Origin of the sequence: Rummeliibacillus pycnus, assembly GCF_002884495.1 — a bacterium.
Classification (GTDB): domain Bacteria; phylum Bacillota; class Bacilli; order Bacillales_A; family Planococcaceae; genus Rummeliibacillus; species Rummeliibacillus pycnus.
In genome coordinates, this window is sequence record NZ_KZ614145.1 from 3,246,116 (window position 1) to 3,265,081 (window position 18,966).

Below are 18,966 nucleotides of genomic sequence, written 5' to 3' on the forward strand. Positions count from 1 at the left end.
GCGAAAAGGAACAGGGCTTTTTTTATGTTAATTGATCTGCTTTATTACAAAGTAATTCGTATGTTTGGTTTATAAATTTCTTGTATGGGGTATCTATAAAAGGTTCGATAAAATCAACCCCTCTTTTGGCTTCCTCCAGTGCTTTAGAGAGATATCCCTTTTGCTCATAGCAAAGTGCTTTATATGAATACACTTCTGCGAGCATTGATAAATCATAAGGATGATGCAAATAGGGTGGCATTTCTTTAAATTTTTCTAATTCTTGTAGTGCCTCATCAATATGAGATAAATAATATAAATTCTTTCCCTTTTCAACAAGGTAAAAATAGGTATTTGTAAAATCTTCAATTTTGAGTTTAGCATATTGCTCCAGTAAATTAGAAGCCTTTTCGTAATCACGTGCAAAAGAGTTGTAGTAATGAATTTGTATCAGGAACATATAAGAATAGGATAGTTTGTCCTCGGCAAAAGTAGCATACTGATCTAATTTATTGAAATAATATGTTCGAGCTTGATCATCACCATCCATAATTGCTTGGTAACAGGCAACACGATAAATATCATCTATTTTATAAAATAGTCTGTTTTTCTTTGATAATTGTAAGCCCTTTTGTAAATAGTCCATTCCTTTTTTACGTTCATTTATTCCTAAATAAGTTACAGCAATATAGTAGAGTAAATCTAATACGGTGATTGGATCAATCATATAGTGTTTGTTTTTTGCTTCCTCTTCAGTAGCTAATCCAACATTTAAAGCTTGCTCATAATTATGCTCATAAAAATAAATCGAAAATCGGAGAATCTCCATTTTCATCCATTCATTCATCATGTTCATCTCTTTGAACATCGCTAGTCCTCGCTCTAAGCTTTGTTCCCAGTTATCCATTTTTAAATCAGACAGAACATCTGTATAGTAATATAGTAATTTGCCAGATTCGTAACATACAGGCAATTCTTCTATATACGGTTTTATTAAATTTACAATTTCCAGACGAGGACCATCTTCAAAGCGTGTATTGGCGTTATAAATTTCCTCAACTTTCTCTAAAGTTTTACGCAATTCCACAATATTTACTTCTTCTAATAAAGAACTGACGTCAACCTGTAGTTGTTCGGCTATATATTGTAAGGTTTCCATAGAAGGATTTGCTTTATCATTTTCAATAAGACTTAACATTCCTTTTGTAATATGATCACCTGCAAGTGTTGCCAAGGTCATTTTTCTTTGTTTACGTAATGTACGAATTCTGTTGCCAAGCGTATCCATGGGAACACCTCTTTCCTTTTGTTTAATTATATTAAACTTTTGCTTGCAAAGGAAGTCTTATACATGTTATTATTTGTTTAATAAAATTAAACTTTTTAATTATATTAAACTAAGAGGGGTGGAGAGATGGAAGAGGTATTAAGGTTAAAAAAGGCAACTTATCACTTATGGATATTTACAATAAGCAAGATTATCTCGATATTAGGTGCCAATGTGTTAGCATTTGGCATTAGTCTGTACATTTTGAAAATGACTGGTTCTGCGACGAGTTTTGCGGTTAATATGGTATGTTCGATTTTGCCACGTGTTATTTTATCTTCAATAGCAGGCTCAATAGCTGATCGATATTCAAAAAAGACAATTATCTTAACATCACAAGCGGTAACTGTATTGTTAATGGGCGGTTTGTTAATATACGGCTATTTATTTGGAATTACTGTTACATCCATTTATGTTGTAACAGCTCTATATGCAATTATGTCTACATTTAACAGTGTGACATTTTCATCTTCCATTGCTTGTCTAGTAAATGAGGAACGAATTCAAAAGGCTATGTCATTTAACCAAATGTCCATGTCGATTGCAGCAATAGGGGGACCGGCAATTGGTGGTATGATGTATGGTTTTGTATCCATTGAGGTCTTTTTAATGGTTCATATGATGGCGTACATGATCGCGTTCATATTGGAGGCAACGATGAATTTTAAGCTATACAGTAAAGCGGATACTGGAGCTTCTAAAGATATAGGAATAGTACAAAGTTTAAAAGAGGGCTTTCAATATACTAAAAATAATAAAGCAGTTTCTACTATACTTTGGGTAGCTTTATGGATTAATTTATTTTTCTCAGCAGTAAGTGTTGGAGGTACGTTTATCTTAGTTGAAGTGTTGAAGATAAAATCACAGCATGTTGGAGTGATTGAATCAGCTGGTGCAGTAGGTATGTTAGTTGCATCCATCTTCCTTTCTACAAGAAAACAGTCAAAATATCCATTGCTACAATCTAAACGATTTATCTTATTAATGGCTATAACATTAGGTATGACAACGATACCTTTGTGGACTGTATTTACGTATAATGTGAATTTTATTTTTTTTATCATGATATTCTTTTGTTTTTCAGCATTTGGGACATTTGTAAATACGCCGATTGGGGTCATGATCCAAACAGAAGTAGAAGAAGTATACCGAGGAAGAATATTTGGAATTTTAGAGGCTGTAGCAATGGCAATGACACCTTTTGGAACAATGATTTTTGGTCTATTATTTGATCGTGTAGAGCCCCAATGGGTTTTACTAGGATCATGTATTGTCTTATTAGTAATTACATCATATATGATGCGTTCATCTGTAGTAACACAAATTTATCCAGAATTAAAGGGTACTGTTCACTTAAAAGAAAAAGAGATTATCCAATAAGCATAAGAAATAAAGTAATTTCATAAAAAAAATGCTCTTCCTTAATTTGTAAAGAAGAGCATTTTTCTTTTAATTTTATCACAAGTTGATCCAAATAGTATTAGTATGAATGTCTTTCAGGACATTCCTAATCATAAGACATTATTTAGAATATTATGCTTCCTTTTGAATGCGTAATGATTTTTTACTTAATTTGAATATGAACAGAATAAGGATGCTTAGTAAAGCTAATGTACCCGATATTTCATAAACTGTATTTGCTTCTTTTGTTAAAATCCATGTGAAGAATAGTGGTCCAAGGATACGTCCCATATTATCCATAGAATATGAAAGACCGGCAGCAGTCCCATATTTCCCACCAGCTTCTTTTGAAGATAGGGAAGTATTTAAGGTACGTGCTAAAGCATTTCCCGCTGTGAATACACATAGAGCAAATCCTGCAAACCATAGGCTTTTGGTGAATGGAAACATAAATAAACCTATTGCAGTTACGATTTGAGCACCCATTAACCATTTGACTTCTGTCCCATCTTTAATATGTCGGACAAGTCCACCTTGAATCATGAAATCTACAAATCCACTAAATAGGAAAAGAGAACCTAATTGAGCAGCTGTAATATTAATTTTTTCCATTTGGAATAATTGCAGTGTAGATTCTACACCCGCAAGTAAAAATGTTACCATGAAGGAGAATAAGAATAAGTAACGTACACGGTACTTAAATAAAGTAGAAGCTCCTTTTGGTACAATTGAACGTTTTGATGTTTCTGCATGACGTTCTGGTTCTTTTAAAACAATACTTGCGTAGATAAATAATAAGAAAATTAATATACTCGAAACCGTAAATGGCATGCTTAAACTGATTTTTCCTAATAGACCGCCTAATGCAGGTCCGAAGATAAATCCGAGGCCAATCGACATTCCCATAAAGCCCATATACTTATTACGATTTTCATCTGTAGACATATCACCAATAAATCCAGTAACTGCAGTATATAAAGCGCCTGAGAATAATCCTCCGATAATTCGGGAAATATAAAGTATTGTTAATGATTTTATAAACAATGCAATCAATAAGAAGCTTGCACAGAATCCGAGCAATCCTATTAAGATTAATTTTTTGCGACCCATTTTATCACTTAATATTCCCCAGAAAGGAGCTGTAAAGAAACTTGCTAGAGAGTAAATTGTTAATAGACCGCCAACATGCATTTTAGCAAATCCTTGTTCAACAACTACCTCAGGTAAAATGGGGATGATTAAGCCAAATCCTAAGTACACAAAAAATTGTACTGACATCAACAAGATGATGGACTTTTTCATAATAACCCTGCTTTCTATATACGAATGTAATCGAGTTCAGTTTACCCTGAAATAAGTGAAGTAACACAATAACAGAAAGGGTAACTTAAAAATATGTTTTACACAAATAGTATAGAACGAAAGGTAGTTTAATACGAAAGTTTTATTTTTGGCAAATGAAAAGCGTGAGAAATGGTTCATCACATTAAAAAATAATTATCTGTTTCATGTTTTCTTATTACACTAGGGTCTGGACAATGCTGAGATTTTGCTATTTTGTCTTTATAATTCACTCGATATTGAGGCTTTTATTCGTTTAGTTTGTATCGTGCTATAATAAAAGTAATGACAATAAAGGAGGATTTCGTAACGATGGAAATTACAGCAATCGCTACAATAAAAACAAACGAAGGTACAAAATCCACTTTAGATTTAGATATTCCTTTACTAATTGATTTGGTGCCTGCACGTAAATTCAAAGTAACTCAAGTATTAGAATCACTTGGACATTCAGATGTTGAAGTTGAATCTGAAAATATGGAAGTTTTTAATGCAAAAAGTACAGTAAATGGTAAAAAGCAAGAAACAACTATTGAATTTGGTTATGCTTTACGCCACGGTGATCGTTTGTTTGTATTAAATGAACTTCATGATTTAATTAAAAAATAAAGAAGAGGCATATCAAATGAATGATATCCCCCTTAGGCTGTAGACAAATTCGAAGGATTTCAAGTTTGTCTACAGTTTTTTTCTTTTTTGTGTTATTCCACTGTTTTAGTATCCACAGATTGAGAGATCAATTTTATCTACCTGTAAATGCATTGGTTCAAATAACCAACGGCAGGGAGAAAGCACCACTGATAGAAGTTTCACTTTATAGTTGAATTCTTTGTAAACGTAGTGCATTTAATACAACTGATACAGAGCTGAATGCCATTGCTGCACCTGCAAGCCAAGGAGCAAGTAAGCCGGATGCAGCGATAGGGATACCTATAGAATTGTAGGCAAGAGCCCAGAATAAATTTTGTTTAATATTGCGAACAGTTAATCGGCTCATTTTAATCGTATCAACAACTTTTAAGAGGTCACCTTTCATAACGGTAATATCTGCAGCTTCAATAGCCACATCTGTACCTGTTCCCATTGCAATACCGATATCTGCCTTTGCAAGTGCGGGGGCATCATTAAGACCGTCGCCTACCATCGCGACATGACGTTTTTCTCGTTGCAGTTTTTCGATTTCAGCTGCTTTTTCAGTAGGTAAAACTCCCGCAATCACATGGTTAATCCCCACCTGTTTTGCAATTGAAGAAGCTGTTGCTGCTTGATCGCCCGTCAACATAATTGTTTCGATACCCATATTTTGTAGCTTTTGAATAGCCTCTTTTGAAGTTTCTTTTACTTCATCAGCTACAGCAATTGTTGCAACATGTTTAAAATCAATTGCTGCATACATAACTGTTTTACCTTCACTTTCAAAATTACTTTCACAATTAATTGGAATATCGTAACGAGCAAATAATTTTCTTGTTCCGATAATAATTTTTTTGCTTTCAGCTACTGCTTCTATTCCTTGTCCAGGAATTGCTTTAAATGACTGAATAGTAGGTTGTTCTCCAAAGTCTTTACCGTATGCTGTTATAGCTGTTGCAACTGGATGTTCTGAGTTGCTTTCTGCAGCTGCAATAAGTGGAACGACTTCATTCTTATCATATTGATTGTGCACTAAAAAGTTTATTACAGTAGGTTTACCTTTAGTAATTGTACCCGTTTTATCAAATACGATTGTATCAATTGTATTAGTATGTTCAAGTGCCTCAGCTGTTTTGAAGAGAACACCACTTTCAGCCGCACGACCTGAACCTGCCATAATGGATGTTGGCGTTGCAAGTCCAAGTGCACATGGACAGGCAATTACTAGAACAGCAATCATACGTTCAAGCGATTGTGTAAAGTTGCCATCGGTGAAAAAGAAATAGCTAGCGATAAATGTAATCACGGCTAAAGTAACAACAATAGGGACAAAAATAGCTGAAATTTGATCAGCTAATCGTTGAATAGGTGCTTTAGAACCCTGTGCCTCTTCAACAACATGAATAATGTTGGATAGCACTGTATCTTGTCCAATTTTTTTTGCTTGAACTCGTAATGTTCCATTTTCATTTAATGTAGCTGCATAGACAGTGTCACCAATGGATTTATCTACAGGCAAGCTTTCTCCAGTTAACATGGATTCATTAACAGCAGAATTTCCTGAAACAACCACTGCATCTACTGGAATAGATGTACCTGGTTTAATCACTAAAATGTCTTCTAATTGTACTTCACGAATCGGTACTTCCAATGGTTTTCCATTTCGCTCAACAATAGCAGTCTTAGGTTGTAATTTCAGTAATTTTTTAATAGCATCGGATGAATGTCCTTTGGCGCGTGCTTCAAATAATTTACCAAGTAAAATTAATGTAATTAAGATTGCACTTGTTTCGAAATACAAATTTAGCTGATGCATACCAATATGCTCACGGTTCTTCAGTACAATGTACACACTGTAAAAATAGGCAGCGGATGTTCCTAATGCAACAAGTACATCCATATTGGCACTCTTATTGCGAAGCGCATAATAGGCACCCTTATAAAATTGCCAGCCAATACCGAATTGTACTATTGTAGCAAGAGCCCATTGTACATAGGGATTCATCAGAAAATCAGGTACATATACACCTTTTGTAAATGAGAAGTGTGCAAACATTGTCCATAGCAATGGTAAAGAAAATATGGCTGATATGATCAATACACGAGTTTTCCGTTCAATCTCTATTTCACGATGATCTTTTTCGTTATTTTCTTGATGAACTACCGCATCATAACCAAGCTTTTGAATTTTTGAGATGAGCACTTCTTCGTTCAACTGTGAATTGTCATAAGATACATGGCCAGTTTCTAGTGCTAGGTTTACAGTTGCGTGTTCTACTCCTTCTAGTTTGTTAAGTCCGCGCTCAATTCGAGCAGAACATGCAGCACAAGTCATTCCTTGAATATCAAGTGTCACTTCTTTACTCTGAGAGCCGATAGTTGCCATAGCAAAACACTCCTTTTCCATACCTTATAGGGGTATACGGTTATGCAAAAAATAACTGCAAAAATGCAGTCATTGAAATTATTTTATAGTGTATCCTTCTTCTTCAATAGCTTCTTTTATATTGCTAGTGGTTACTTTTGAATTGTCAAAAGTTACTTCTACTAAACCTTTTTCTAAGTTTACATTAACAGCTGTAACACCGTTTAATTCACCAACACCATTCTCTACAGCTTTAACACAATGCCCACAAGACATACCTTCTACTTTTAATTGAACTTTTTCAGACATGATAAAACACTCCTTATTTTCTCATTAGTTTTTGTATAGTTGTAACCAACTCATCTAAAACCGAATCATCACCTTCGGCTAATCGATCTTTTACACAGCCTTTTAAATGACCGTTCAGTAAAACTTTTGCTACGCTGTTTAATGCAGATTGTGTAGCAGATAATTGCGTAATAATATCGTCGCAATATATATCTTTTTCGACCATACCTTTGATACCACGAATCTGGCCTTCAATACGATTTAAGCGAGTAGTCAAATCTTTTTTGATCTGTTCAGGGTGATGACTTTTGCGACAAGAAGGATTATTACATTCTTCAGCCATAGATATTCGCCTCCTGCTCATAGAGTAACATACTCTATGGGGGTATGTGAAGCGTTTAAGAATCTTTAAGAAAAATTTACATTCTAATGCCGGATAATATGGTATGAATAATATAGAAAAGATTTCAAAAGTGAAGCAACTAATAATGGCAATAAATTATTGTTAAACAATATGATAATGCTTTTCAAAAGGGTGATTGTAACTTGACAATGAATATAGTATGATATATGTCCATATTATTTATGTAACAATATTGAAAAAATCTAAAACGATAAAAAATGTTATGATAATAAGGGTTACATATTGACTTATTTGGTTATGATGAAATAGTAGTGGCAACCGTAATACGGATGCTACGTCATATAAATATAAGAAACAGAAGAGGTGGAAGATATGTCAAGAGATGTAGATGTAACAAAAATTATTGCAAATTTATCTAAACTTGGCGTTAAGGCAACGACTACTAAGTCTCGCTTAGAATTACTAAAAGCATTAGCACCACCAAAATCAGCTCCACAAACTCAAAACTAAATTAAGAACATCATTCAACTTCGACAAAGAGTCGAAGTTTTTTTATTGACTATGTATGGAAACAGTTAATTTAATTTTAATGATTAGGGACAGGTTCAAATAAACTTTTGGATATGGACTAGTCTAGTGAAATCCTATATGACTATTAAAACAGCCCAAAGATGATATCATCTTTGGGCTGTTTTTTATCCAATCCTCAAGGATCTAGATCCAATCCTCATGATATTGGGAAGAGGATCGGGCGATTTACTTTTAGAAATCATCGTTATTATCATGATTACCAAACATATATGTTCGATAATGAAATTTCATACTAAAGACTAAACCTAATGCTAAAGCGTTCCCCATCATTGAACTACCACCATAACTTATAAATGGAAGTGGAATACCGGTAATTGGTAATACCTGAGTAGTCATACCAATATTTTCGAATACGTGGAATGTAATTGTAGCAATGATGCCTGCACAAACATAAGTACAGAATGGATCTTTCATTTGTAAAGTAAGCTTAGTTAAATGGAAAATCAAGAAGAAGAATAAACAAATTACAACACTTGCACCGATAAATCCGTATTCTTCCCCAATTACACTGAAAATAAAATCGGTATGATTTTCTGGTACATATACTTCTCGATGCATGAATCCTTTACCAAAGATTTCACCGGATCCAATAGCATTCAAAGAAGAAATTAAATGATATCCATCACCTGTTGAATAAGAGTAAGGATCTAACCAAGAGTAGATACGAGCAAATTGATATGGGCTAAAACCAAGATCCTTTGAAAGAAAGTCTTGCATATAAAGAGCCATCCACAATAAGGCCGAACCAATTGCACCAACAACTGCAGCAACTGGTAATATTATCTTCCATGAAATTCCAGCTACAATAATAATAGCTGCTGTGATAGCAAAGAATACCAATGCAGTACCCAAGTCGGGTTGTTTCATAATAAATGCTAATGGAACTAATAGCACTAGGAAAATTTTACCCAATAAAATGAAATCTGTTTTTAATGATCTAATTGTATAATCTTCATGATGTTTACTCACCGTTCTTGCAAGCGCAAGTATAAAGAAAGTTTTCATGAACTCTGAAGGTTGGATATCAGCAAAACCTAAGTGAAACCAACTTTTGGCACCATTTCGTGGTTCGGCAATTTGACCAACACCACCAGGAGCAATCATTAGAATTAGAAGGACGAAAATCCCCGCTCCATATAAATACCAAGCCATTTTCTTATATTGATCAGGTTCAAAATACATCATGAAAGCTACGATACAAGCACCTACAAAATACCAGAAAAGTTGTTTTGGTACGAAATTAATGCCATATTGCCCTGAAGTTTGTGCCGAAGCAATAGCCAACACACTTACAATACAAAATAGCATCATTATGAAAGCGAGCGTCCAGTCAAAACGGTCGGAAAAATTTCTCTTTGAATTCATAATAGTCACCTAAATTAGTAGATTTAAAACAATTTTTGTCCAGCTCAAGCGGTAGATCCAAAAAGGTTTACAGAACAGATCCCGATAGTATTTGCGATACAACGTTGTATTTAGGCAATTTTCCTTGAAAAAGAAAACTTTTTTGCCTATCAGGTCGTCTAAATTAAGTATCAACGAGCCGCTTTTACCTTAAAATATTATAGCCTATATCATTGTATCACGCTCGTGTACAAAGTTGTGACGAAATCCAATCACAAATGTTTCAAATTTTGCTATAACATCTTATAATAATATTGGAAACGAGGTGATCGACTTGGCAAAAAAAATGCGAGCTGCTGACGATTTTTTACATCACTTATATGTACATATGAACGAATTAAACCAGTTTGTTATTTTTAGTGGTTTAACTTTCCGTGAATTTGTCTCTGCAGTCGGTCCGCTTCAAAATATTTTGCTTCTAAAAAATGAATACGAAGATGGTTCATTTAATATGCATACACGGTTAGAGTTCGTAGAGGAGAAAGGTATACCAAAGTTTGTTAAAAAAGCAATGGATTCAAAAAAAGATTTATGTTGGATTGATTTTTCTGATGAACGTAAGTTAAACCTTTTAACGCCACAAGAACAAGCAGAGCTACTCTATATTGGTCATAAAAAAGAACCAATTCGCTCTCCGTTTTATCATCAATTACAAAATAAGTATGTATATTTATCTAGTGAAGAAGATAAAATCTCGAAAGTTTACTTCCGTGATTTAACGGATGTAGAAAAACTAGTAACGCAAGTGTTTAATGGCATTATTCAAGAAAAAGAACGTTTAACAACTTTTTGGAGAAGAAAAGTGAGTAATCTTACACCGTTATTCACTGAAGAAATGATGCAAAATTTCCATGAAGATATTAAAGATGGCGTATTATTTTCTATGTACAAAATAGAAAAGCCGAGACTTGCTTATGTTATTGAGTTACGTAACATTTCTGATGAATACTTTCCAGATGAAATTTGGGATGATTTGAATGCAATTTTAAAGAAAAAGCCTGATAAGGTTTTAGAAATTCATAAGTAATGCTCTTATATATTATTTTACCTATTAATGGATTTTTTCTATAACGAATTAAAGATTCCTACATATGATAAGTAGGAATCTTTTTATTTTTAATGCAATATTTTTTCAGAGTGCTATTATAGAAATGTTATTTTTTTAGGGTATGAATTCCGTACTTTTTGAAAATTGAAATCATTTCATGAATCTATAAGGTTCATGCTAAACTATGAATAGAAAAAATCTGGAGGAATTAGAAACCATGAAGAAAAAATTAGGCTTATTATACGGTGGTAAATCAGCAGAACATGAAGTTTCTTTATCAACTGCAAAGGCCGTAATACAAGCATTACATTTTGATCAATACGATGTATTTCCAATTTTCATCACACGTGATGGTGAATGGAGAAGAGGAGCGAAACTAACAGCCCCTGTTGAAACAATTTCTGAATTACAATTCGAAACAGGACTAAAGGAAGCAAGACCAAATGATATTTCTAGTTTTTTATTAGAAGAAAATGAAAAACCATTCGATGTTATTTTCCCATTGCTTCATGGTACAAATGGGGAAGATGGTACAGTACAAGGCCTTTTAGAAGCATTAAACTTACCATACGTGGGTAATGGTGTTTTAGCATCAGCCGCTGGTATGGATAAAGTTGTAATGAAACAATTATTTGAAATTGCAGGATTAAAACAAGTTCCGTATGTCTACTTTGTCCGTAAAGAGTGGCAAAAAAACCAAGAAGCCTTAATTGCTAAAATGGAAGAAAATTTAACTTGGCCAGTGTTTGTTAAACCAGCTAACTTAGGTTCTAGTGTTGGTATTAGTAAGGCAGCAAATCGTGAAGAGCTAGTTAATGCTATTGAACTTGCTTTGAAGTATGATCGAAAGGTCGTTGTTGAAACAGGAATTGTTGCACGTGAAGTAGAAATGGGTGTACTTGGCAATGATGAGCCAAAAGTTTCTGTACCGGGGGAAATTAAACCTGTAACAGAATTTTATGACTATGATTCAAAATACAATGATGACAAAACAGATTTATTGATCCCTGCACCTGTATCTGAAGGTGTGATTACTACAATGTCTGATATGGCAATTCGCGCATTTAAAATTTTAGATTGTTCAGGACTTGTACGTGCAGACTTCTTCGTAAATGCACAAGATGAAGTTTATATCAATGAAGTTAATACAATGCCTGGTTTTACTCCAGTTAGCATGTATCCAATTTTATGGCAAAATACTGGAGTTGCATATGGAGATTTAATCGAAAAACTTATTTCATTAGCAATTGAACGCCATGAAGAAAAACAACAACTTCAATACCAATAAAAGAGTGTGATCTACTATGAAAAAAACATTGCAACAAATTGCAAAATGGCTTAATAGTGACCAAGATATACGTGAAGATATTATGGTAACAGGTGTTTCTATTAATACGAGGACATTACAGAAAGGTGATTTATTCATCCCATTCCGTGGGGAAAAAACAAATGGCCATAAATATGTTACTCAAGCATTTGAAAATGGTGCGGTAGCAGCTCTGTGGCAAAATGATGAGCCAAATCCACCTCAAGATGTACCTTTAATTTTTGTAGATGATTCTGAAACAGCATTGCAACAAATGGCCAATGCTTATCGAGCTGAACATCAAGCAACATTTATCGGGGTTACCGGTTCAAACGGTAAAACTTCTACAAAAGATCTTATAGCAGGAACGCTTTCACCTTATTTTAAAGTACAAAAAACAGAAGGTAATCATAATAATCAGCTGGGATTGCCACTAACTATTCTTTCGCTAGATGAAGATACTGAATTTGCTATTTTAGAAATGGGTATGGATGGCTTTGGTCAAATAGAATTCTTAACAAAAATGGCAAAACCAAAATATGCTGTTATTACAAATATCGGTGAAGCACATATGCAAGCGCTTGGTTCTCGTGAGGGAATTGCTAAAGCAAAATTTGAAATTATTCAAGGGCTTCAACCAGATGGCAAGTTCTTTTATGATGGAGATGAACCTCTATTAAAACCATTAGTAGCAGGTGAAGCACAATTAGATGCAATTTCATTTGGATTAGAAGCTCCAGATGATTTAGTTGCTACAAAAATTGAATCTACTGAAAATGGTAGTACCTTTACAGTCAAAGGAATTGTGAATGGTAATTTCTTTATCCCAGTACTTGGCCGTCATCAAGTAAAAAATACATTAGTTGCTATTTTAATTGCCCATGAAGTTGGTTTAACTGATGAACAAATTCGCCAAGCATTGAAAATGGTTTCTCTAACCAATATGCGTATGCAATTAGTAAATGGTGATCAAGGTATATTATTTGTAAACGATGCCTATAATGCTGCACCGACTTCAGTTCGTGCTGCTTTACAATTTATGCAATCCACAAATATGCGACAAGATAAGTGGGTAGTGCTTGGTGATATGTTAGAGCTTGGTGAATTGGAACAAAAATTCCATGAAGATCTAGCAGATGCAATTGACCCTGTGAAAATAGACCAAATTTGTTTATTTGGACCACGTATGAAGTGGCTATACGATCAATTGCAGTCGAAAGTGTCGGCTGAGAATTTATTATGGGTTGATGATAATTATGATGCCATTATTGGAAAAATTCGCTTAAAAGCAAATGAAAACTCTATTATTCTATTAAAGGGATCTCGTGGCATGGAACTTGAACATGTCTTACAAGCTTTTACAAAATAAAATGAATGAATCAATTTCAACAATCAAAATCTAACCGTCATTAAACAAAGATGTAGTTAATTGCATAAAATAAGAGTACCTAGGGAAAGCTATTTTCTTATAGGTACTCTTTTTTATGAAATAAAATCATGGAGGGTTAAAATTGAAAATAGGAGCATTATGCCTACATGGTTTTACAGGTGGTATTTATGAAATTAAGTCTTTTTCAGATTATCTAGAAAAGCATACTGATTGGACAATTCATGTACCTACGTTATCAGGGCACGGTAAAAAGCTAAATCTAGATTTATTTACAGCAGAACATTGGTTAATGGATGCAGAAATTGCGTATAAGCGTTTATACAAAGAAGTGGATGAAATCATCATTATTGGATTTTCGATGGGAGGGATAATAGCTATGTACCTTGCTTTACGATATAAAGTAAAAGCATTATTGTTATTAAGCCCCGCCGCAAGATATATACGTACTAAACAATTTGTGATTGATTTAAATGAATTGTTTATAGATGCTCTACATGGCGACTATAAAGAAAATGAATTTTTTAAACGATATGAAAGAAAACTAATAGAAGTTCCAGTGGCTTCTGTAAAGGAATTTACACGTTTGGTACATAAAGTATCCCCTTATTATGAAAAAATTACAGTACCTGTTTGTTTAGTGCAAGGTGAAAAAGATGAACTTGTACCGTATACAACAGCGTCATATTTGTATAATAAAATAGCAAGCACAAAAAAAGAATTGATTACATCTCCAGATGGAAAGCATCTTATTTGTTATTGCAAGGATGCAGAGAAATGGTTTGAAAAAGCATTGAATTTTTTAAATAGTTGCAAATAATAGTCGGAACATTTCGAATGAGGGTTATTCATTGCATGAATAGGATACGCATGTTAGAATATTGAGAGCAATGGATACATTTTATGTGAAGACTCTCCAAAGTGATGGGGAGTACTTTTTTTTGAACATTACGGTTTATTCTATATTTCAAGTGTGAATCACTTGAGAATTGAACCGCTCGGCAAAGACCGGGCTTTCCCTTTTTATATAAAATTCCTTTGCATCATTGCAGAGATATAATAAGTAACGGAAACGTTCCTAACATAGGCTCGAATTTGCCCTATTTTCATCTGAAAATGTAACCATTTGTCAAATGCATAAGCAAAGAAGGAGAATGAGAAGTTTGACAAATTTTTCAGAACTAAATATTAGCGCTTCTACACAAAAATCCCTAAAAAGAATGGGTTTTGAAGAAGCAACACCAATCCAAGAAGGTACTATTTCGTATGCACTAGAAGGTCGCGATATTATTGGCCAAGCGCAAACTGGTACTGGTAAAACTGCTGCTTTTGGTATTCCACTGATTGAGAAAGTTGATCCTAAAAAACCTGTAGTACAAGCTCTAATTATTGCCCCTACTCGTGAATTAGCAATTCAAAGCTCAGAAGAACTTCATAAAATTGGTTACGATAAACGCGCACGTATTTTATCAGTTTACGGTGGTCAAGATATCAGCCGTCAAATTCGTGCACTAAAAAACAAACCACAAATTATTGTAGGTACTCCTGGTCGAATTTTAGACCATATTAAACGTCGCACATTAAAACTTGAAAATGTTGAAACGCTTGTTCTTGATGAAGCGGATGAAATGTTAAATATGGGCTTTATCGAAGATATCAATACAATAATGGAAAATGTACCGGCGGAACGCCAAACATTATTGTTCTCAGCAACAATGCCAGCTCCTATCCGTAAAATTGCTGAAACTTTTATGAAAGACCCTGAAATTGTTAAAATTAAATCAAAAGAAATGACAGTCGAAAATATCGACCAATACTTTGTAAAAGCACAAGAACGTGAAAAATTCGATGTCCTATCACGCTTATTAAATGTTCACCAACCAGAACTAGCAATTGTCTTTGGTCGCACTAAGCGCCGTGTAGATGAATTGTCCCACGCACTTAATATTCGTGGTTACCTTGCAGAAGGTATTCATGGTGATTTAAGCCAAGCAAAACGTCTTTCTGTATTACGTCAATTTAAGGAAAATAAAATCGATATCTTAGTTGCTACAGATGTTGCAGCACGTGGTTTAGATATTTCTGGTGTTACACATGTATATAACTTCGATATTCCACAAGATCCAGAAAGCTACGTTCACCGTATTGGTCGTACAGGTCGTGCAGGAAAATCTGGTCTTGCTGTAACATTTGTTACTCCTCGTGAAATGAGTTATTTACGAATTGTAGAGGAAACAACTAAAAAACGCATGACGCCATTAAAACCACCTACTGCTGATGAAGCATTAGCTGGACAACAAACGCTTGCAGTTGAACAATTAAAAGAAGCTGTAGAAAAGAATCATTTAAGTGATTATCGAGGTATGGCTGAAGAATTATTAGCTAACCATGACGCAGTAGATTTAGTTGCTGCAGCTCTTAAATCATTAACGAAAGAACCAGATGATACGCCAGTTAAAATTACTGAAGAACGACCATTACCAATGCGTCGTACAGGTAGCCGTGGTCATAATGGTCATAGTGGTAATCGTGGCGGTTATCGTGGTGGACGCGGTGGCAATCGCGGTGATCGTGGTGATCGTGGTGATCGCGGAGGACGTCGTGGAGAACGTAACAATCGTAGAGACGGAGGACGCCGTGATGGTGGACGTCGTCAGCCACGTCGTAGTAGTGAAGATTAGACCATTCATCAATTTAGAACATCTTCAATTCGAGTAATCGATTTGAAGATGTTCTTTTTTATGGAATTGAAACTATTAGATTATCAAAACGTATATAAGGTACTAGCTAGCCATAAATTATTGAGATTAGACTTGGCGCAAATCAATTCATAGATAAAAGGAGCTTGAATATGACATCACAGCCAAAATATCAGATTTCAAAAAAAGGTCTGAGCGTGTGGAGAATTCACGCAGCAATAGAATCCATCGTTTTGTTTATTATTGTGTTTACTTTGTGTACCTTTAATTTTTTCTTTAATTGGTCAAATTGGATTTATGTGATGGGAATAGCTATATGGTTTGTTTTTGTATTTTTGGGTGTCTTTTTATTTCCAAAAATCAGATGGAATCATTGGCGTTACGAAGTTAGAGATCAAGAAATTGAAATACAGAAAGGTTTATTTATAGTAGAACGTACACTTGTCCCTATGGTGCGTGTGCAACATGTGGATACATCTCAAGGACCTATCTTAAAACATTATAATTTATCGAGTATGTCCATTTCTACTGCAGCAACAACACATACGATCCCAGCGTTGCCTGTTGAAGAAGCGGATCAATTACGTGTACATATTTCGGAATTGGCAAGGGTGGCAGAAGACGATGTCTAGAAAAATTAATCACTTACACCCGGTTACAGTTGCCATTAGCTTTTTTTCAAGTTTGAAGAATTTTGTCATACCAATCGCGGTCATTTTGGGAGGGAAAGGATTTCATTATTCACTGAATCCTAATAACCCACATTTTATTGGGACATTAATATCAGGTGGTTGTGTTCTTCTTGTGCTATGTACGATTCTTATTATGTCCATTATTAAATGGCGAAAGTTTGTGTATTGGTTTGAGAAGGAAGAACTTAGAATTGAACATGGTGTATTTGTAAAGAAAAAGCGGTACATTCCTTTTGAACGCATTCAAAGTTTAAATTATAAAGAAGGAATTCTCCATCGCCCATTTAAACTTGTTAAGGTAAGCATTGAAACTGCAGCAGATAATAAAGGCGAGGCTGAAGCAGATTTAATTGCAATTACACGTGAACAAGCAACAATGATTGAAATTGAAATGAAGAATGCCAAGCAACATGAGGATCATTCAAAGCAGATAAATAATTTCAATCAAATAGAACAGAAAAAAAAACGCTCTATTATTCACCAAATGTCAACGAAGGATTTGTTGATTTTAGCTACAACTTCAAGTGGCATAGGGGTAGTATTTTCAGGTTTAGCAGCTATTATATCTCAATTCGACGATTGGATTCCATATGAACACATTTATGGAGAGTTTCAAAATTTTATTAAATTTGGGGTACTAATGATTGGAATAGTAACTCTAATTGTATTGATGATTTCATGGTTGTTATCTGTTGCCATTACCTTTGTTAATAATTATGGATTTGTTGTGGAAAAAGAGGAAGATAAGCTTTTCGTATCGAAAGGTTTATTGGAGAAAAAAAGTATTACAATTCCGATGAAGAGAATTCAGGGTATTCGGATTGTTGAAAATCCATTTAGACAATTTTTTGGTTATGCAACTATTGTGATAGAAAGTGCTGGTAGTTCAGGGGAAAAGGATGACAAAAAAATTGTCATGTTGCCAATTGTAAAAAAGCAACAAGGATTAATGGTATTAAAAAAACTATTTCCAGAAATGGATTGGGATTTTCAGTTACAGCGTGCACCTAAAAAAGCATTGTTTCGCTATATATTAAAGCATGTTTATTGGTTAATACCAATTGCAACATTGGTCACTTGTTTTACATTCCCATACGGATTATGGTTGTTTTTACTACTTCCATTCGTCGTATTATTAGGTGTATGGCAACACCGTAGTGCAGGATATGCAATTAGAAACGGTCAACTTACAATTACGTATAGAGGTATTAGTCAAACTACTTTTGTGACAGTGAAAAAACGTATTCAGTCTATATCACTTTCGCAGAGCTATTTTGCAAAACGAAAGAACTTGGCTACAGTATCTGTTCATATTATGTCAGGTACATTTGGTAGTGTAGCTGAAATTAAGCATTTTGATATAGTTAAGATGGAGGAAGTTTTTAATTGGTATGAGCCGAATTTTAGGTAGAGGAAGAAATAAAACAAGCTGTTGAGATTTATAGTACTCAACAGCTTTTATATATTACCTTTTTTTAATCCATCTTAAAACTCGTTTGGGGTGAAAATCGAAAAGACCAATAATAAGACCTGTAATAAGTCCTGCAATATGAGCTGTGCCATTCACGTTAGGTTGTAAGAATGTCATAATTAGAGAAATGACAATAATCGGCATGATAATTTGTTTTAGCTGGGGCATTGTTTTACGTGTATAGTAAACAAGTGCAACAAATGCACCAAAAATACCAAAAATGGCTCCACTAGCACCGATACTAGCATAGTTTGGTGGTTGTGTTAAATATGAAACAACATTCCCCATAAAACCAGAGATAAAGTAAATTGTAAAAAACCGTAGTTTCCCAGCAATACGCTCTAATTCTGGACCAAATACGTATAATGAAAACATATTGAATAGTAAGTGGAAGAATCCTCCATGTATAAACATAGATGTAAACAATCTCCAATACTCTCCGTTAGCAATAAAATAATTAACAGATGCACCTAAGTTAAGAATATTATTGCCAAGTGGTGGATATAGACCAAGTAAGTAAACAACAACATTGATCGCAATTAAGGAAGAAATAACAGGATATAGTTTTATGTATTGCGAAAGATTTTCTGTACGATTAAACATGTATTCACCTCGATTTTAATATAATTATTATACATTGTTTTATTAGCTGAATGAAAGGAGAAGCAAC

Annotated in this window: 17 protein-coding genes; 10 read left to right on the top strand and 7 right to left on the bottom strand. The window is 34.2% G+C overall.

What is annotated here, in order from left to right; genetic code table 11:
* Positions 1-22 precede the first annotated feature (22 nt).
* Entirely contained in the window at positions 23-1,267 is a 1,245-nt protein-coding gene (locus tag CEF14_RS15920) for a helix-turn-helix domain-containing protein (RefSeq protein WP_102693734.1), read from the bottom strand.
* A 126-nt stretch (positions 1,268-1,393) separates the two neighbouring features.
* Here CEF14_RS15920 and CEF14_RS15925 point away from each other — a divergent pair, with 126 nt between their 5' ends.
* On the top strand, positions 1,394-2,686 hold the full coding sequence (locus tag CEF14_RS15925; protein WP_102693735.1) for an MFS transporter: 1,293 nt from the start codon (positions 1,394-1,396) through the stop codon (positions 2,684-2,686).
* Between the two features lie 153 nt (positions 2,687-2,839).
* On the opposite strand, the gene CEF14_RS15930 is transcribed toward CEF14_RS15925, so the two are convergent.
* On the bottom strand, positions 2,840-4,009 hold the full coding sequence (locus CEF14_RS15930) for an MFS transporter (RefSeq protein WP_102693736.1): 1,170 nt from the start codon (positions 4,007-4,009) through the stop codon (positions 2,840-2,842).
* Positions 4,010-4,360: 351 nt separating this feature from the next.
* On the opposite strand from CEF14_RS15930, the gene CEF14_RS15935 reads away from it, so the two are divergent.
* Positions 4,361-4,657, top strand: coding sequence for a hypothetical protein (locus tag CEF14_RS15935; protein ID WP_102693737.1), 297 nt, complete (start codon positions 4,361-4,363; stop codon positions 4,655-4,657).
* A 205-nt stretch (positions 4,658-4,862) separates the two neighbouring features.
* Here the strand turns inward: CEF14_RS15935 and CEF14_RS15940 are convergent, their stop codons facing one another.
* The 3 genes from CEF14_RS15940 to CEF14_RS15950 all read right to left on the bottom strand — a co-directional run bounded on the left by CEF14_RS15940 (position 4,863) and on the right by CEF14_RS15950 (position 7,677).
* On the bottom strand, positions 4,863-7,067 hold the full coding sequence (locus CEF14_RS15940) for a heavy metal translocating P-type ATPase (protein WP_245890194.1): 2,205 nt from the start codon (positions 7,065-7,067) through the stop codon (positions 4,863-4,865).
* Between the two features lie 78 nt (positions 7,068-7,145).
* On the bottom strand, positions 7,146-7,355 hold the full coding sequence (gene copZ, locus CEF14_RS15945; protein ID WP_102693739.1) for a copper chaperone CopZ: 210 nt from the start codon (positions 7,353-7,355) through the stop codon (positions 7,146-7,148).
* Positions 7,356-7,368: 13 nt separating this feature from the next.
* On the bottom strand, positions 7,369-7,677 hold the full coding sequence (locus CEF14_RS15950) for a metal-sensing transcriptional repressor (protein ID WP_102693740.1): 309 nt from the start codon (positions 7,675-7,677) through the stop codon (positions 7,369-7,371).
* Positions 7,678-8,070: 393 nt separating this feature from the next.
* On the opposite strand from CEF14_RS15950, the gene CEF14_RS19100 reads away from it, so the two are divergent.
* Complete coding sequence (locus CEF14_RS19100) at positions 8,071-8,208, top strand: Lmo0850 family protein (protein ID WP_170061532.1); 138 nt, start codon at positions 8,071-8,073, stop codon at positions 8,206-8,208.
* A gap of 252 nt (positions 8,209-8,460) precedes the next feature.
* Here the strand turns inward: CEF14_RS19100 and rodA are convergent, their stop codons facing one another.
* Entirely contained in the window at positions 8,461-9,654 is a 1,194-nt protein-coding gene (gene rodA / locus CEF14_RS15955; RefSeq protein WP_102693741.1) for a rod shape-determining protein RodA, read from the bottom strand.
* Between the two features lie 304 nt (positions 9,655-9,958).
* Here rodA and CEF14_RS15960 point away from each other — a divergent pair, with 304 nt between their 5' ends.
* The 7 genes from CEF14_RS15960 to CEF14_RS15990 all read left to right on the top strand — a co-directional run bounded on the left by CEF14_RS15960 (position 9,959) and on the right by CEF14_RS15990 (position 18,236).
* Positions 9,959-10,720, top strand: a complete 762-nt coding sequence (locus CEF14_RS15960) for a hypothetical protein (protein WP_322788394.1) — start codon at positions 9,959-9,961, stop codon at positions 10,718-10,720.
* A 238-nt stretch (positions 10,721-10,958) separates the two neighbouring features.
* Positions 10,959-12,029, top strand: a complete 1,071-nt coding sequence (locus CEF14_RS15965; RefSeq protein WP_102693743.1) for a D-alanine--D-alanine ligase — start codon at positions 10,959-10,961, stop codon at positions 12,027-12,029.
* A 16-nt stretch (positions 12,030-12,045) separates the two neighbouring features.
* Positions 12,046-13,416 carry a UDP-N-acetylmuramoyl-tripeptide--D-alanyl-D-alanine ligase gene (locus CEF14_RS15970; protein ID WP_102693744.1) on the top strand — a complete coding sequence of 457 codons (1,371 nt, stop codon included), beginning with the start codon at positions 12,046-12,048 and terminating at the stop codon, positions 13,414-13,416.
* A gap of 142 nt (positions 13,417-13,558) precedes the next feature.
* The gene (locus tag CEF14_RS15975) at positions 13,559-14,254 is read left to right on the top strand and encodes an alpha/beta hydrolase (RefSeq protein ID WP_102693745.1); all 696 of its coding nucleotides are present in this window, start codon (positions 13,559-13,561) and stop codon (positions 14,252-14,254) included.
* Positions 14,255-14,597: 343 nt separating this feature from the next.
* Entirely contained in the window at positions 14,598-16,115 is a 1,518-nt protein-coding gene (locus CEF14_RS15980; protein ID WP_102693746.1) for a DEAD/DEAH box helicase, read from the top strand.
* 170 nt (positions 16,116-16,285) lie between these two features.
* Positions 16,286-16,765 (top strand): PH domain-containing protein, encoded by a 480-nt coding sequence (locus CEF14_RS15985; RefSeq protein WP_102693747.1) that lies wholly within the window; start codon positions 16,286-16,288, stop codon positions 16,763-16,765.
* A complete protein-coding gene (locus tag CEF14_RS15990) occupies positions 16,758-18,236 on the top strand; it encodes a PH domain-containing protein (RefSeq protein WP_102693748.1) in 1,479 nt (492 codons plus the stop codon). The genes CEF14_RS15985 and CEF14_RS15990 overlap by 8 nt, the downstream gene beginning before the upstream one ends.
* A 54-nt stretch (positions 18,237-18,290) precedes the next feature.
* Here the strand turns inward: CEF14_RS15990 and CEF14_RS15995 are convergent, their stop codons facing one another.
* Positions 18,291-18,899, bottom strand: coding sequence for a rhomboid family intramembrane serine protease (locus tag CEF14_RS15995; protein WP_102693749.1), 609 nt, complete (start codon positions 18,897-18,899; stop codon positions 18,291-18,293).
* Between the last annotated feature and the right edge of the window lie 67 nt (positions 18,900-18,966).